General features: G+C 53.1%; 13 protein-coding genes. 10 read left to right on the top strand and 3 right to left on the bottom strand.

The genetic code is table 11. The features are described 5' to 3' along the window. The first annotated feature begins 58 nt into the window (after positions 1 to 58). The 4 genes from rnm to rluB all read left to right on the top strand — a co-directional run bounded on the left by rnm (position 59) and on the right by rluB (position 3,416). Positions 59 to 940 (top strand): RNase AM, encoded by an 882-nt coding sequence (gene rnm, locus ACI2I2_RS20445; protein WP_404659636.1) that lies wholly within the window; start codon positions 59 to 61, stop codon positions 938 to 940. Beyond that, entirely contained in the window at positions 937 to 1,557 is a 621-nt protein-coding gene (locus tag ACI2I2_RS20450) for an L-threonylcarbamoyladenylate synthase (RefSeq protein WP_404659637.1), read from the top strand. The genes rnm and ACI2I2_RS20450 overlap by 4 nt, the downstream gene beginning before the upstream one ends. 181 nt (positions 1,558 to 1,738) lie before the next feature. Beyond that, positions 1,739 to 2,239, top strand: coding sequence for an anti-virulence regulator CigR family protein (locus tag ACI2I2_RS20455; protein ID WP_404659638.1), 501 nt, complete (start codon positions 1,739 to 1,741; stop codon positions 2,237 to 2,239). Positions 2,240 to 2,513: 274 nt separating this feature from the next. Continuing rightward, entirely contained in the window at positions 2,514 to 3,416 is a 903-nt protein-coding gene (gene rluB, locus ACI2I2_RS20460; RefSeq protein ID WP_404659640.1) for a 23S rRNA pseudouridine(2605) synthase RluB, read from the top strand. A gap of 38 nt (positions 3,417 to 3,454) precedes the next feature. Here rluB and cobO read toward each other — a convergent pair whose 3' ends face one another. Together cobO and ACI2I2_RS20470 are read right to left on the bottom strand one after the other, a co-directional pair. Continuing rightward, the gene (cobO, locus tag ACI2I2_RS20465; protein WP_404659641.1) at positions 3,455 to 4,045 is read right to left on the bottom strand and encodes a cob(I)yrinic acid a,c-diamide adenosyltransferase; all 591 of its coding nucleotides are present in this window, start codon (positions 4,043 to 4,045) and stop codon (positions 3,455 to 3,457) included. After that, positions 4,042 to 4,800, bottom strand: a complete 759-nt coding sequence (locus ACI2I2_RS20470) for a YciK family oxidoreductase (protein ID WP_404659642.1) — start codon at positions 4,798 to 4,800, stop codon at positions 4,042 to 4,044. The genes cobO and ACI2I2_RS20470 overlap by 4 nt, the downstream gene beginning before the upstream one ends. Positions 4,801 to 5,064: 264 nt before the next feature. On the opposite strand from ACI2I2_RS20470, the gene sohB reads away from it, so the two are divergent. After that, on the top strand, positions 5,065 to 6,111 hold the full coding sequence (gene sohB / locus ACI2I2_RS20475) for a protease SohB (protein ID WP_404659644.1): 1,047 nt from the start codon (positions 5,065 to 5,067) through the stop codon (positions 6,109 to 6,111). Between the two features lie 44 nt (positions 6,112 to 6,155). Here the strand turns inward: sohB and ACI2I2_RS20480 are convergent, their stop codons facing one another. Further along, positions 6,156 to 6,407, bottom strand: coding sequence for a YciN family protein (locus ACI2I2_RS20480; protein ID WP_404659645.1), 252 nt, complete (start codon positions 6,405 to 6,407; stop codon positions 6,156 to 6,158). A 424-nt stretch (positions 6,408 to 6,831) separates the two neighbouring features. Here ACI2I2_RS20480 and topA point away from each other — a divergent pair, with 424 nt between their 5' ends. From topA to acnA, 5 genes are all read left to right on the top strand, one after another. Then, positions 6,832 to 9,435, top strand: coding sequence for a type I DNA topoisomerase (gene topA / locus ACI2I2_RS20485; RefSeq protein WP_404659646.1), 2,604 nt, complete (start codon positions 6,832 to 6,834; stop codon positions 9,433 to 9,435). 183 nt (positions 9,436 to 9,618) lie between these two features. Continuing rightward, a complete protein-coding gene (cysB, locus tag ACI2I2_RS20490; protein WP_154157846.1) occupies positions 9,619 to 10,593 on the top strand; it encodes an HTH-type transcriptional regulator CysB in 975 nt (324 codons plus the stop codon). A gap of 346 nt (positions 10,594 to 10,939) precedes the next feature. After that, on the top strand, positions 10,940 to 11,080 hold the full coding sequence (locus tag ACI2I2_RS20495) for a YmiA family putative membrane protein (RefSeq protein WP_404659647.1): 141 nt from the start codon (positions 10,940 to 10,942) through the stop codon (positions 11,078 to 11,080). Positions 11,081 to 11,375: 295 nt separating this feature from the next. Then, positions 11,376 to 11,474 carry a small membrane protein YmiC gene (gene ymiC, locus ACI2I2_RS20500; protein ID WP_330981892.1) on the top strand — a complete coding sequence of 33 codons (99 nt, stop codon included), beginning with the start codon at positions 11,376 to 11,378 and terminating at the stop codon, positions 11,472 to 11,474. Between the two features lie 171 nt (positions 11,475 to 11,645). Next, a complete protein-coding gene (acnA, locus tag ACI2I2_RS20505) occupies positions 11,646 to 14,321 on the top strand; it encodes an aconitate hydratase AcnA (RefSeq protein WP_404659648.1) in 2,676 nt (891 codons plus the stop codon). Positions 14,322 to 14,439 lie beyond the last annotated feature (118 nt).

The following is a 14,439-nucleotide window of genomic DNA, read 5'->3' on the forward strand; positions in this document are numbered from 1 at the left end:
CTATGATGGGCGCCGAAATGTTTGACCATAATGCCGTCCAGCCATAACCGGAGCGATTTTGAGCGACCATCCCTACGCCGTCATTTATGATTTACACAGCCACACCACCGCCTCCGATGGCCGACTGACACCTGAAGAACTGGTGCACCGCGCACTGGAAATGCGAGTCGGGACGCTCGCGATTACCGATCATGACAGCGTGGCCGCCATCCCTGCGGCGAGAGCAGAAATTGCCCGCGCACAACTCCCCATCGAATTAATTACCGGGGTGGAGATCTCCACCGTCTGGGAAAATCACGAGATTCACATCGTCGGCTTGAATATCGATATTGAGCATCCTGCGATGACCGCGTTTCTGGCCGAGCAAACAGAGCGCCGTCAACAAAGAGCAAAGCTGATTGCTGAACGCCTCGATAAAGCCCAAATCCCCGGCGCTTGGGAAGGCGCGTTAAAACTGGCAGACGGCGGGGCGGTGACGCGCGGTCATTTTGCCCGTTTTCTGGTTGAGGCGGGTAAAGCCAACAACATTGCCGACGTGTTCAAAAAATATCTGGCGCGCGGGAAAACCGGATACGTTCCGCCGCAGTGGTGTACAATAGATCAAGCTATTGATGTCATTCATCATTCTGGCGGCAAGGCGGTGATCGCCCATCCGGCGCGCTATAATCTTTCTGCCAAGTGGCTGAAAAGATTGCTGGCACACTTCAGCGAATGTGGCGGCGATGCGATGGAAGTCGCTCAGTGCCAGCAGGCTCCCCACGAACGCGCCCAACTCGCGGCGTATGCGCGTCAGTACGGATTACTGGCGTCACAAGGGTCTGATTTCCATCAGCCTTGTCCGTGGATTGAACTGGGTCGCAAACTGTGGCTACCCGCCGGAGTAGAAGGCGTGTGGCAGAGCTGGGAACAGCCGCAAGAGATCATTGAGAGGGAAGTATGAGTCAGTTTTTTTATATTCATCCGGATAACCCGCAGCAGCGCCTGATTAACCAGGCCGTGGAAATCGTGCGTAAGGGCGGCGTTATCGTCTACCCAACGGATTCCGGCTATGCGCTGGGCTGCAAAATTGAAGACAAAGGCGCGATGGAGCGAATCTGTCGTATTCGTCATCTGCCTGACGGGCACAACTTCACCCTGATGTGCCGCGACCTGTCGGAGCTGTCGACGTACTCGTTTGTCGATAACGTGGCGTTTCGTCTGATCAAGAACAACACTCCGGGCAACTACACGTTCATCCTTAAAGGCACCAAAGAAGTTCCGCGTCGCCTGCTGCAGGAAAAGCGTAAAACCATCGGGATGCGTGTGCCGTCCAACCCGATAGCGCAAATGCTGCTCGAAGCGCTGGGCGAGCCGATGTTGTCGACGTCGCTAATGCTGCCGGGCAACGAGTTTACCGAGTCTGACCCGGAAGAGATTAAAGATCGCCTGGAGAAAGTGGTCGATTTGGTCATTCATGGCGGCTATCTTGGCCAGCAGCCGACCACGGTTATCGATCTGACCGAAGATGCGCCAGTGGTGGTGCGTGAAGGCGTCGGTGATGTGAAGCCGTTTCTGTAAAAGCTCTTTCGGTTACATCAAGGGGAATGGCACTCGCTATTCCCTTTTTTATTATCAGTAATGCAGCAAAAAACTATTCTGCCCTCTTGCAGGCTTGAAAATTCAGAGCAATGTCATTGCTGGACAACAGTTGGCTGCATAAAGTCAATGATGTGTATTCCCTATAAATGAAGGAACGATTATGTTGAAGCAAAGCAAAAGCGTTACCGCTGTGGTCACCGTGCTTTCGCTGGCATTGCTATCAGGCACTGCCATTGCAAACCCCGGCAACGGTAATGGCAATCATGGTAACAACGGCAATAGTGCAAACCACGGTAATAGCGGCAACAAAAACGATAAGAGCGACAATGGAAAAGGGAACTCGAGTGATAACCATGGTGGTCGTAAGAATTACGGCAAGCCAGATCATGTGGATTCCGACATCAGCTTCAATGATGCCCGTCGAATTGCAGTGAATTTAGGCTTAACAGGTTACAAGTCTTTGCCGCCGGGCATTGCGAAAAATCTCGCGCGCGGGAAGCCACTGCCTCCAGGTATCGCGAAGAAAGTTGTTCCGGCTTCGATGCTGAACCAATTGCCGTACTATCCGGGTTATGAATGGCGTGCAATTGGAGACGATCTGGTGCTTGTGGCGCTGAGTACGGCGATTGTGACGTCTATCATCAACGGCGTGTTTAACTAAGTTTGAGACGGCATGTCGGTTGATAATCTGCTTAGCTAAGCGCTGTTTTAACAGATTATTTTCCCCGAGGGAGCGCCTGTGCTCCCTTTTGTATTGCTTATAATTCACTCAGTGACTACGTTTTAGGAGATGAGCGTCATTGCGAACAAAGTAGGTTACATCGTGGTGAACATCGCGTATAATGGCTTTCATTAAAATGTGCTAACGCATTGATTTATATAGGTTTGTTAGTTCCATGTCGACGCCTGGGAAGGCGACACCTTAAGGAAGCTCGATGAGCGAGAAATTACAGAAAGTGCTGGCCCGTGCTGGCCACGGCTCCCGCCGTGAAATCGAAACGATGATTCAGGCCGGGCGCGTCAGCGTCGATGGCAAAATTGCGACGCTCGGCGATCGCGTAGAAGTGATTCCTGGCCTGAAAATCCGTATCGACGGACACCTGATCTCCGTGAAAGAGTCGGTAGAGCAGATTTGCCGCGTACTGGCCTATTACAAACCGGAAGGTGAACTGTGTACACGCAGCGATCCGGAAGGGCGTCCGACAGTCTTTGACCGTCTGCCAAAACTGCGTGGCGCACGCTGGATTGCCGTTGGCCGTCTGGATGTGAACACCTGCGGTCTGCTGCTGTTCACCACGGATGGTGAACTGGCGAACCGTCTGATGCACCCAAGCCGCGAAGTTGAGCGTGAATACGCGGTACGCGTGTTTGGTGAAATTGATGACAACAAAGTACGTCAGCTGTCACGCGGCGTGCAGCTTGAAGATGGCCCGGCGGCCTTCAAGACCATCAAGTTCACCGGCGGTGAAGGGATTAACCAGTGGTACAACGTCACGCTGACAGAAGGGCGCAACCGTGAAGTTCGCCGTCTGTGGGAAGCGGTAGGCGTGCAGGTGAGCCGCCTGATTCGCGTGCGTTACGGCGATATCCTCCTGCCAAAAGGCCTGCCACGTGGCGGCTATACCGAACTCGATCTGGCGCAAACTAACTACCTGCGCGAGCTGGTAGAGCTGAAGCCAGAAACCGAATCCAAAGTTGCGGTAGAGAAAGATCGCCGTCGCATGAAGGCGAACCAGATTCGCCGTGCGGTGAAACGCCATACTCAGGTGAGCGGAAAACCCGCTCGTAGCGGTGGGGCTCGCCGCACCAGCAGCCGAAACAACGGCAGCGGTTCATAAGAAAAAGGCTCTTCGGAGCCTTTTTTAATGGGCAGAAATCAGTAGTCGATCCCGATTTGCGCTTTCACCCCGGCATCAAACGCGTGCTTCACAGGGCGTAACTCGCTGACCGTATCCGCCATATCCAGAATCTCACGATGACAGCCGCGACCGGTGATAATGACCGTTTGCTGGTGCGGACGATTTCGTAACGCCGTCAGCACTTCTTCCAGTGGCAGATAATCATAGGCCACCATATAAGTCAGCTCATCGAGAACCACCAGATCCAACTGCTCATCCGCCATCATTCGCTTCGCGTGTTGCCACACTTTCATGCAGGCGGCGGTGTCGCCCGCTTTATCCTGAGTGTTCCAGGTAAAACCTGTAGCCATCACCTGAAACTCGACGCCGTGAGGTTCGAGCAAATTACGCTCCCCGTTGGGCCAGTCGCCTTTGATAAACTGGATCACGCCCACTTTTTTACCGTGCCCGACGGCGCGTGTTGCGGTACCAAAAGCTGCAGTTGTTTTTCCTTTGCCATTACCGGTTAGCACCAGAATGATACCTCGTTCGTCCTGTGCTTCTTCGATACGGGCATCCACTTTCTCTTTCAGACGCTGCTGGCGCTCGCGATGGCGATCGTCACTCATTGTGCAATTCCTGGTTTACGGCCCGGTTGGGCATCGAAGGTGGTGCCGGTTTTACGACGGCTGTCATCGCCCATCAGCCATAAATAAAGTGGCATGATGTCGGCTGGGGTTTTCAGTTTTTGCGGATCTTCTGTTGGGAACGCGCTGGCTCGCATTCCGGTACGCGTGCCACCTGGGTTGATGCAGTTCACCCGCAGGCGACCCTGATACTCTTCAGCCAGCACCTGCATCATGCCTTCAGTGGCGAATTTTGACACCGCGTAGGCTCCCCAATTCGCGCGGCCTTGCTGGCCTACGCTGGAAGAGGTGAACACCAACGAGCCGCCATCTGCTTTAAGTAATAAAGGAAGGAGCGCCTGAGTCAGTATAAAAGTGCCGTTGACGTTGACCTGCATAACATCCTGCCACACGGCGGGATTTTGCTGATCCATCGGCACCACATCACCGAGCAGACCTGCGTTATGCAACACCCCGTCAAGGCGGGGATAATGGATGCCGATTTTCTGCGCCAGCTGTTGGCACTCATCCGGCGTGCAGGTCAGTAAATCCAGGGTAAACCACTGCGCAGGAAGGCCGCCTTCCTGTTGAATCTGTTGTGCGACGCTGCGCAGCTTGTCTTCGTTACGGCCCAGCAGCACGACGCTTGCACCATAGCGAGCGTAGGTCAGGGCGGCTTCGCGACCAATGCCATCGCTGGCACCTGTCACAAGAATGATACGATTTTGCAGCAAATCGCGTTGCGGTTGATAATGCACGGGCGTTCTCCTGTAGCTCTACCGCGAGCTACGTGACTGTTCTTGTTCTGTGAATTCTCTTTTTGGGCTTTATGCCTTAAATCCCCGGCCATTACAATCAGCCAGGCGGAAAGGCTGTTCAGAATTAACATTTTGCAATCATTTCATTGACGCGTAAAAAAACCGGAAGCCAGTACGCAGCGTACAATTCCGGCGCAAGACGCACTGAAATGGCTGTTGTACACTGTGCGCGATAACCGAGTGATTCTTTTTCAAGGTGGAAGCGTGGAACTACTTTCTCAATATGGGTTGTTTTTGGCGAAAATCGCCACGGTTGTAGTCGCGATAGCGGTGATTGCCACACTTATCGTGAATCTTACCCAACGCAAAAAGCAGCGTGGAGAGCTGCGGATCACCAATCTGAGTGACCAGTATAAAGAGATGCAGGAAGACATGAGCGTGGCGCTGTTGGACGGCCCACAGCAGAAGCTCTGGCTCAAAGCGCAAAAGAAAAAGCACAAGCTTGAGGCGAAAACCGCGAAAGCAAACGCGAAGAAAGGCGTCAGCGAATCCGGCGATAAACCGCGTGTGTGGGTGCTGGATTTTAAGGGCAGTATGGATGCGCATGAAGTCGCCTCTCTGCGCGAAGAGGTGACCGCAGTGCTCGCCGTCATCAAGCCACAGGATCAGGTGGTTGTTCGTCTGGAAAGTCCTGGCGGTGTGGTGCATGGCTATGGTCTGGCGGCATCGCAACTGCAACGCCTGCGTGACAAACAGGTGCCCATTACGATTACTGTCGACAAAGTCGCGGCCAGCGGCGGGTATATGATGGCGTGTGTGGGCGATAAAATCGTCTCGGCGCCGTTTGCGATTATCGGCTCGATTGGCGTGGTAGCGCAGATCCCGAACTTTAACCGCTTCCTGAAAAATAAAGACATCGACATCGAGCTTCACACCGCGGGGCAGTACAAACGTACGCTGACGCTGTTAGGCGAGAATACCGAAGAAGGGCGGCAGAAATTCCGCGAAGATCTGAACGAAACGCACCTGCTGTTCAAAGAGTTTGTCCACCAGATGCGTCCGCAACTGGACATTGATTCGGTGGCGACGGGTGAACACTGGTACGGCAGCCAGGCGCTGGAGAAAGGGCTGGTGGATGAGATTGGCACCAGCGACGATCTGCTGTTGAGCCTGATGGACGGTCGTGATGTGCTTAACGTGCGCTATCTGCAACGCAAAAAACTGGTCGACCGTTTTACCGGCAGCGCCGCGGAGAGTGCGGACCATTTGCTGATGCGCTGGTGGCAGCGTGGGCAAAAACCGATGATGTAAACCGGTGAAAAAAAAAGAGCGAGGCATGACCCTCGCTCTTTTTTTTAGTCAATCAGGTGATATTTTTCTGAGAGCTGGTGTGCGAGATATTTGAACATGTTGAATACCGCGGTGCTCCTGGCTGTGGGCAAACCTTGCTCATCAAGATAATACTCACCACTAAAGACCAGCACGCCATTACGTTGCTCCACACCCGTCGCTTCGATGCCTTTCAACGTGTCATCGTGTTCGCGAATAAGGCGGTTGGCTTCTACCAGCAGAGAGTGACGATCGATAGGTTGGGATGTTTCTTGCATATCAGACTCCTTTAAAACAGTGGCGCTAGTCTACGCCCGGCACGCGCAACGGGCAAATTTTCCCTGTGAAACACAAGGACATGCCAATGGCGCGCCCGCTGGCGGGAATGGCATTTGCGTGCTAATAAGGTTGCGTAACGAATTTTATCAGGTACAGTGTGCGCTTTCTGCAATCTGGCAACAGATTTGCTTGACATTCGACCGAAAATTCTTCGTGCTATATGACCTGGTTGGAATTGGCCAGCAAACTCACTCCTCTGCGAGCGACTTCTGGGGTCGTCACAGAGAAGGGGTTGAACTCCATTGACGCCGCCACTACATCAGGCTCGTCACCAATGGAAGGTGAATTCAAGCGCGAAATATGCACGGCCTCCTTCTGGACAGGTGTGTATTCCTGGAAGAATCAAATTAGGTAAAGGTGAATATGGGTAAAGCTCTCGTTATCGTTGAGTCCCCGGCAAAAGCCAAAACGATCAATAAGTATCTGGGTAATGACTACGTGGTGAAATCCAGCGTCGGTCATATCCGCGATTTGCCGACCAGTGGCTCAGCAACCAAAAAGAGCGCTGACTCTGCCTCCACCAAAACGGCGAAAAAGCCGAAAAAGGATGAACGCGGTGCGCTGGTTAACCGCATGGGCGTTGATCCCTGGCATGACTGGGAAGCACAGTATGAAGTGCTGCCAGGGAAAGAAAAGGTCGTTTCAGAGCTCAAACAGTTGGCCGAAAAAGCCGACCACATCTATCTCGCGACCGACCTTGACCGCGAAGGGGAAGCCATTGCATGGCACTTGCGGGAAGTGATCGGTGGGGATGACTCACGCTATAGCCGCGTGGTGTTTAACGAAATTACCAAGAATGCGATTCGTCAGGCGTTCGACACGCCGGGCGAACTGAATATTGACCGTGTGAACGCTCAGCAGGCGCGTCGTTTTGTCGACCGCGTTGTGGGTTACATGGTGTCTCCGCTGCTGTGGAAGAAAATTGCCCGTGGGCTTTCCGCTGGTCGCGTACAGTCAGTGGCTGTGCGTCTGGTTGTGGAACGCGAGCGTGAGATTAAAGCGTTTGTGCCAGAAGAATTCTGGGAAATTGACGCCAACACCACCACGCCTGCTGGTGACGCGCTGCCGCTTGAAGTGAGCCATCATCACGACAAACCTTTCCGTCCGGTGACTCGCGAAGAGACCATGGCGGCGGTGAGCCTGCTTGAAAAAGCACGCTACAGTGTGCTTGAGCGTGAAGATAAGCCGACCAGCAGTAAGCCGAGTGCGCCTTTCATTACTTCAACGCTGCAGCAGGCGGCAAGTACTCGTCTCGGTTACGGCGTGAAGAAAACCATGATGATGGCCCAGCGTCTGTATGAAGCAGGTCACATCACCTATATGCGTACGGACTCCACCAACCTGAGTCAGGACGCGGTGAACATGGTTCGCGGTTACATCGGGGATAATTTTGGCAAGAAATACCTGCCAGAAAACCCGAATCAGTACGCCAGCAAAGAAAATTCACAGGAAGCCCACGAAGCGATTCGTCCTTCTGACGTTGCCGTGCTTGCTGAATCGCTGAAGGACATGGAAGCTGACGCGCAGAAACTGTATCAGCTGATCTGGCGTCAGTTTGTGGCCTGTCAGATGACACCGGCGCAGTATGATTCCACCACGCTGACCGTTGGCGCGGGTGATTTCAAACTGAAAGCCCGTGGTCGTACGCTGCGTTTTGACGGCTGGACCAAAGTGATGCCTGCGCTGCGTAAAGGCGATGAAGACAGAACGCTGCCCGCGGTACAGAAAGGCGATGCGCTGTCGCTGGTTGAATTGCTGCCTGCGCAACACTTCACCAAACCGCCTGCACGCTTCAGTGAAGCTTCACTGGTTAAAGAGCTCGAAAAACGCGGTATTGGCCGTCCGTCGACCTATGCGTCAATCATCTCGACCATTCAGGATCGTGGTTATGTGCGCGTTGAAAACCGCCGTTTCTACGCCGAGAAGATGGGTGAGATTGTTACCGACCGTCTGGAAGAAAACTTCCGCGAGCTGATGAACTATGATTTCACCGCGCAGATGGAAAGCAGCCTTGACCAGGTCGCCAACCATCAGGCTGAGTGGAAACAAGTTCTGAACGACTTCTTCGGTGATTTCACTCGTCATCTTGAAGCCGCAGAAAAAGATCCAGAAGAGGGCGGCATGAAGCCGAACTCGATGATCCTGACCAGCATCGATTGCCCAACTTGCGGACGCAAAATGGGCATTCGTACCGCCAGCACTGGCGTGTTCCTGGGATGTTCTGGTTATGCGCTGCCACCAAAAGAGCGCTGCAAAACCACTATCAACCTGGTGCCGGAAAACGAAGTACTGAACGTGCTGGAAGGCGATGACGCTGAAACCAACGCGCTGCGGGCCAAACGTCGTTGCGCGAAATGCGGCACGGCGATGGACAGCTACCTGATCGATCCGAAGCGTAAACTGCACGTCTGTGGTAACAACCCGACTTGCGATGGCTACGAAATCGAAGAGGGTGAGTTCCGCATTAAGGGCTACGACGGCCCGATTGTTGAGTGTGAGAAATGTGGTTCTGAAATGCACCTGAAAATGGGGCGCTTCGGTAAGTACATGGCTTGTACCAACGACGACTGCAAGAACACGCGTAAGATCCTGCGTAACGGTGAAGTGGCTCCGCCAAAAGAAGATCCGGTTCCGCTGCCAGAACTGCCTTGCGAAAAATCTGACGCCTACTTCGTTCTGCGTGATGGTGCTGCGGGCGTATTCCTCGCTGCGAACACCTTCCCGAAATCACGTGAAACTCGTGCGCCGCTGGTGGAAGAGTTGTTCCGCTTCCGCGATCGTCTGCCGGAGAAATTGCGTTATCTGGCGGATGCTCCACAGGAAGATCCACAGGGCAACAAAACGATGGTGCGTTTCAGCCGTAAAACGAAGCAGCAATACGTGGCTTCAGAGAAAGAAGACGGTAAAGCCAGCGGCTGGTCTGCCTTCTTTATCGACGGAAAATGGCAGGAAGTGGCGAAGAAATAAGCCTTTCTGAGCATTAGGAAACACCGCTAAGGGCCGCATTGCGGCCCTTTTTATTCCTGCGTTATTATTTTTTATTCACATCTATACACATCCGGTATAAATGATATAGTGGTTATAGTTAACCACTTTCTTATTATCAAATCGTATTAGGCATCACGGCCTTTACGCATGCGGATACCGGTCATGAAACTACAGCAACTCCGTTATATCGTTGAGGTTGTGAACCATAACCTTAACGTCTCCTCGACCGCCGAAGGGCTTTACACCTCGCAGCCGGGCATCAGTAAACAAGTTCGTATGCTCGAGGACGAGCTGGGCATTCAAATCTTCGCACGTAGCGGTAAGCATCTGACCCAGGTGACGCCAGCCGGGCAGGAGATCATCCGCATTGCGCGTGAAGTGCTGTCAAAAGTCGAAGCCATTAAGTCAGTCGCAGGCGAACACACCTGGCCGGACAAAGGGTCGCTGTATGTCGCAACCACGCACACACAGGCGCGGTACGCACTTCCTGGCGTCATTAAAGGCTTTATCGAACGTTATCCTCGCGTGTCATTGCATATGCATCAGGGTTCGCCAACTCAGATTGCGGAGGCGGTTTCTAAGGGTAATGCCGACTTTGCGATTGCAACCGAAGCGCTGCATTTGTACGACGACCTGGTGATGCTGCCGTGCTATCACTGGAACCGCTCGATTGTGGTCACGCCAGATCACCCGCTGGCCGGGAAAGGGTCCGTGACCATTGAAGAACTGGCACAGTACCCGCTGGTGACCTATACCTTCGGCTTTACCGGGCGTTCCGAACTGGATACTGCGTTTAACCGCGCAGGATTAACCCCGCGCATTGTCTTTACCGCGACCGATGCCGATGTGATTAAAACCTACGTTCGTTTGGGGCTGGGAGTGGGGGTGATAGCCAGCATGGCTGTTGATCCGGTGTCCGATCCGGATTTAGTGAAGCTGGAAGCCAAAGACATCTTCAGCCACAGCACCACCAAAATTGGCTTCCGTCGCAGCACCTTCCTGCGCAGTTATATGTATGATTTTATTCAACGCTTTGCCCCGCACCTGACCCGAGATGTGGTGGATACCGCGGTGGCGTTGCGCTCGAATGAAGATATCGAAGCGATGTTCAAAGACATTAAATTACCCGAGAAATAATACCCTCAGTCATTATTGATATCCCCGGCGACGGGGATATTGTGAAAGAGATCACTTAACGTAAATTAAAATCGCCCTCATTTGCATTTAATCCCTCCCAGCCATCCTTTTCTAAAAAAATCGAAAACCAGATAAAGCCGCGTCAAACGGTAACAAAGTAGAAACTATTTTGCCGCTACGCAAATTTCAGTGACTCAATATTTATTTTGCGTCAAAGATTCAAGATTCACATGCTGGCGATTCGTAAAATCGCTGGATTTTTGCCTGTTTTTTAATTAGGATTTATCTCAATGACGATTACTTGTACCGATTGGTTGGTGCAATAACGATAAGTGGTACCGATAGTATGAGGTTAGCAATGCCATCAGGACGTGAAGAACCGCAGCGGGATGCTGAGCTGAAGCGCAAAGCCTGGTTCGCGGTTTTCCTGGGCTCCGCGGTGTTTTGGGTCGTTGTTGCCCTGCTCATCTGGAAATTTTGGGGTTAAAAATGGTTGTTTCTGGTCAGGGTGTGTCAGTCAAGCCAGTGTGTCAGTCAAATGACAAACCACAAACGCGTAAAAAAGGGCCAGTCACCGTTCCGGCGAGCTGGAAACTCACGTCTGGGCAACAGGCTTTTATTGATTCCTTTGCCGACGACGAAGATAAAAAACGCTAATTACGCCATTTGAAGTCGCTTTACTCTTTTGCTGTTATTTTTATGTACTCGTTAATAAATACACCGCAGCAATAACGCCATTGCCTGAAAAGGCATTAAAAATGAATAACTATGGGTATTTAATAATGAATGCAAACCGTAGCATGAAATACTGGTCATGGATGGGGGCGTTTTCACTCTCAATCGTGTTCTGGTGTCAGCTGGTCTGGATGCTGACTCACTAATCTTCTAAAAACCCGATGCTTACATCGGGTTTTTCATTTCTGCAGGTAAAGTTTCTTCAGCATTTAGCATTTCGGGTTGTTATCAAAACGTTACGTAGATCGTGTGTTATCTTTAAAGACAGACCCTGAGGAGAGTCAGGGCTTCGCAATCCCTGTCATTAAGGAGGAGCTATGTCGTCAACCCTACGAGAAGCCAGTAAGGATACACTGCAGGCCAAAGCAAAAACGTACCACTACTACAGCCTGCCGCTGGCCGCCAAAACCCTCGGTGATATTACCCGCCTGCCAAAATCACTGAAGGTGCTGCTTGAAAACCTGCTGCGCTGGCAAGACGGTGATTCCGTCACCGAAGAAGATATCCATGCCCTGGCCGGGTGGCTCAAAAACGCCCATGCCGACCGTGAAATTGCCTACCGTCCCGCCCGTGTATTGATGCAGGATTTTACCGGTGTTCCCGCTGTCGTCGATTTGGCGGCGATGCGAGAGGCGGTTAAACGTCTCGGCGGCGACACCGCTAAAGTGAATCCACTTTCCCCTGTAGACCTGGTCATTGACCATTCCGTGACCGTCGATCACTTCGGCGATGATGAAGCGTTCGGTGAAAACGTGCGCCTCGAAATGGAACGTAACCACGAGCGTTACGTCTTCCTGCGCTGGGGACAACAGGCTTTCAGCCGCTTCAGCGTTGTGCCGCCGGGCACCGGTATTTGCCATCAGGTGAACCTTGAATATCTCGGCAAAGCCGTCTGGAGCGAAGAACAAAACGGTGAATGGGTGGCGTACCCGGACACGCTGGTCGGCACCGATTCCCACACCACGATGATTAACGGCCTGGGCGTACTGGGCTGGGGCGTGGGCGGGATTGAAGCAGAGGCCGCCATGCTCGGCCAGCCTGTTTCCATGCTGATCCCTGATGTCGTCGGATTCAAACTGACCGGAAAATTACGTGAAGGCATCACTGCAACTGACCTGGTGTTAACCGTCACACAGATGCTGCGTAAGCACGGTGTGGTTGGTAAATTCGTTGAATTCTACGGTGATGGTCTGGACTCTTTACCGCTGGCTGACCGGGCGACGATTGCCAACATGTCTCCGGAATACGGCGCAACCTGTGGCTTCTTCCCGATTGACGGGGTGACGCTGGACTATATGCGTCTGAGTGGCCGCAGTGAAGAGCAGATTGAACTGGTGGAAGCCTATGCCAAAGCACAGGGCATGTGGCGTAATACCGGGGATGAGCCCGTCTTCACCAGCACGCTGGAACTGGATATGGCCGATGTCGAGGCAAGCCTCGCGGGCCCGAAACGTCCGCAGGACAGAGTCGCGCTGGGCGATGTGCCTAAGGCGTTTGCTCAAAGCTCAGAGCTGGAACTCAACACCGCGCAAAAAGACCGTCAGCCGGTGGACTATACCCTGAACGGGCATCAATATCAGTTGCCGGACGGGGCGGTTGTTATTGCCGCGATCACCTCTTGTACCAACACGTCCAACCCAAGCGTGCTGATGGCGGCAGGCCTGCTGGCGAAGAAAGCCGTTAAGCTTGGGCTGCAACGTCAACCCTGGGTTAAAGCCTCGCTTGCGCCGGGATCGAAAGTCGTTTCGGACTATCTGGCTCATGCCAAATTGACGCCGTATCTGGACGAGCTGGGTTTCAACCTGGTGGGTTATGGCTGTACCACTTGTATCGGTAACTCAGGTCCGTTACCGGACCCGATTGAAACAGCGATTAAAAAGGGCGACCTGACTGTCGGCGCGGTGCTTTCGGGTAACCGAAACTTTGAAGGCCGTATTCATCCACTGGTCAAAACCAACTGGCTGGCTTCACCGCCGCTGGTGGTGGCCTATGCGCTGGCGGGTAACATGAATATTAACCTGATGAGTGATCCGCTGGGGCATGACCAAAAAGGCGACCCGGTTTACCTGAAAGACATCTGGCCGAGCGGGGCGGAAATTGCCCGGGCGGTGGAAGAAGTGTCGACTGAAATGTTCCACAAAGAGTATGCCGAAGTCTTTGAAGGCACACCGGAGTGGAAAGAAATCAAGGTCGAACGTTCGGATACCTACGGCTGGCAGCATGATTCTACCTATATCCGTTTGTCGCCGTTCTTCGATGAAATGGGGGTACAGCCTGATCCGGTGGAAGATATCCAGGGCGCGAGAATACTCGCCATGCTGGGCGATTCGGTCACCACGGACCACATTTCACCGGCGGGCAATATCAAACCGGACAGCCCGGCAGGGCGTTATCTGCAAAACCACGGTGTCGAACGGCGGGATTTCAACTCCTATGGGTCACGACGCGGTAACCACGAAGTGATGATGCGCGGGACCTTTGCCAACATCCGTATTCGTAATGAGATGGTGCCGGGTGTGGAAGGCGGCATGACGCGCCATCTGCCGGGAACTGAAGTTATCTCGATTTACGATGCCGCGATGCGTTACAAAGAGCAGGGCACACCGTTGGCGGTCATTGCCGGGAAAGAATATGGCTCCGGCTCCAGCCGTGACTGGGCGGCGAAAGGCCCACGTCTGCTGGGCGTGCGGGTCGTCATTTCCGAATCTTTTGAACGTATTCACCGTTCGAACTTAATCGGGATGGGAATTTTGCCACTGGAGTTCCCACAGGGCGTTACCCGTAAGACTCTGGCGCTGACAGGGGAAGAGCAGATTGATATTGCCGACCTGCAAAGCCTCAAACCAGGCGCGACGGTTCCGGTTACCCTGACGCGTGCCGACGGGAAAAAAGAGGTCATTGACTGTCGCTGCCGTATTGATACGGCGACTGAGCTGACTTACTACCAGAATGACGGGATCCTGCATTATGTGATCCGTAATATGTTGCGTTAAGCCTGGTATGCCGGATGGCGCTGGCGCTTATCCGGCCTTGTATTATTCCTCTCGTGCAGAAAGAACCGGCCAGTTCTTTCTGCCTGCAGTCCGGACGCCGTATCCGGCCTTAGATTTC

The organism is Scandinavium sp. NPDC088450 (assembly GCF_044900545.1).
Classification (GTDB): Bacteria; Pseudomonadota; Gammaproteobacteria; order Enterobacterales; family Enterobacteriaceae; genus Scandinavium.

Excerpts from the sequence above, each read along its gene's own strand:
- cobO (WP_404659641.1), bottom strand. The coding sequence starts at position 4,045 with ATGAGTGACGATCGCCATCGCGAGCGCCAGCAGCGTCTGAAAGAGAAA.
- ACI2I2_RS20480 (WP_404659645.1), bottom strand. The coding sequence starts at position 6,407 with ATGCAAGAAACATCCCAACCTATCGATCGTCACTCTCTGCTGGTAGAA.
- ACI2I2_RS20455 (WP_404659638.1), top strand. The coding sequence starts at position 1,739 with ATGTTGAAGCAAAGCAAAAGCGTTACCGCTGTGGTCACCGTGCTTTCG.
- ymiC (WP_330981892.1), top strand. The coding sequence starts at position 11,376 with ATGAATGCAAACCGTAGCATGAAATACTGGTCATGGATGGGGGCGTTT.
- acnA (WP_404659648.1), top strand. The coding sequence starts at position 11,646 with ATGTCGTCAACCCTACGAGAAGCCAGTAAGGATACACTGCAGGCCAAA.
- ACI2I2_RS20450 (WP_404659637.1), top strand. The coding sequence starts at position 937 with ATGAGTCAGTTTTTTTATATTCATCCGGATAACCCGCAGCAGCGCCTG.
- cysB (WP_154157846.1), top strand. The coding sequence starts at position 9,619 with ATGAAACTACAGCAACTCCGTTATATCGTTGAGGTTGTGAACCATAAC.
- ACI2I2_RS20495 (WP_404659647.1), top strand. The coding sequence starts at position 10,940 with ATGAGGTTAGCAATGCCATCAGGACGTGAAGAACCGCAGCGGGATGCT.
- rluB (WP_404659640.1), top strand. The coding sequence starts at position 2,514 with ATGAGCGAGAAATTACAGAAAGTGCTGGCCCGTGCTGGCCACGGCTCC.
- topA (WP_404659646.1), top strand. The coding sequence starts at position 6,832 with ATGGGTAAAGCTCTCGTTATCGTTGAGTCCCCGGCAAAAGCCAAAACG.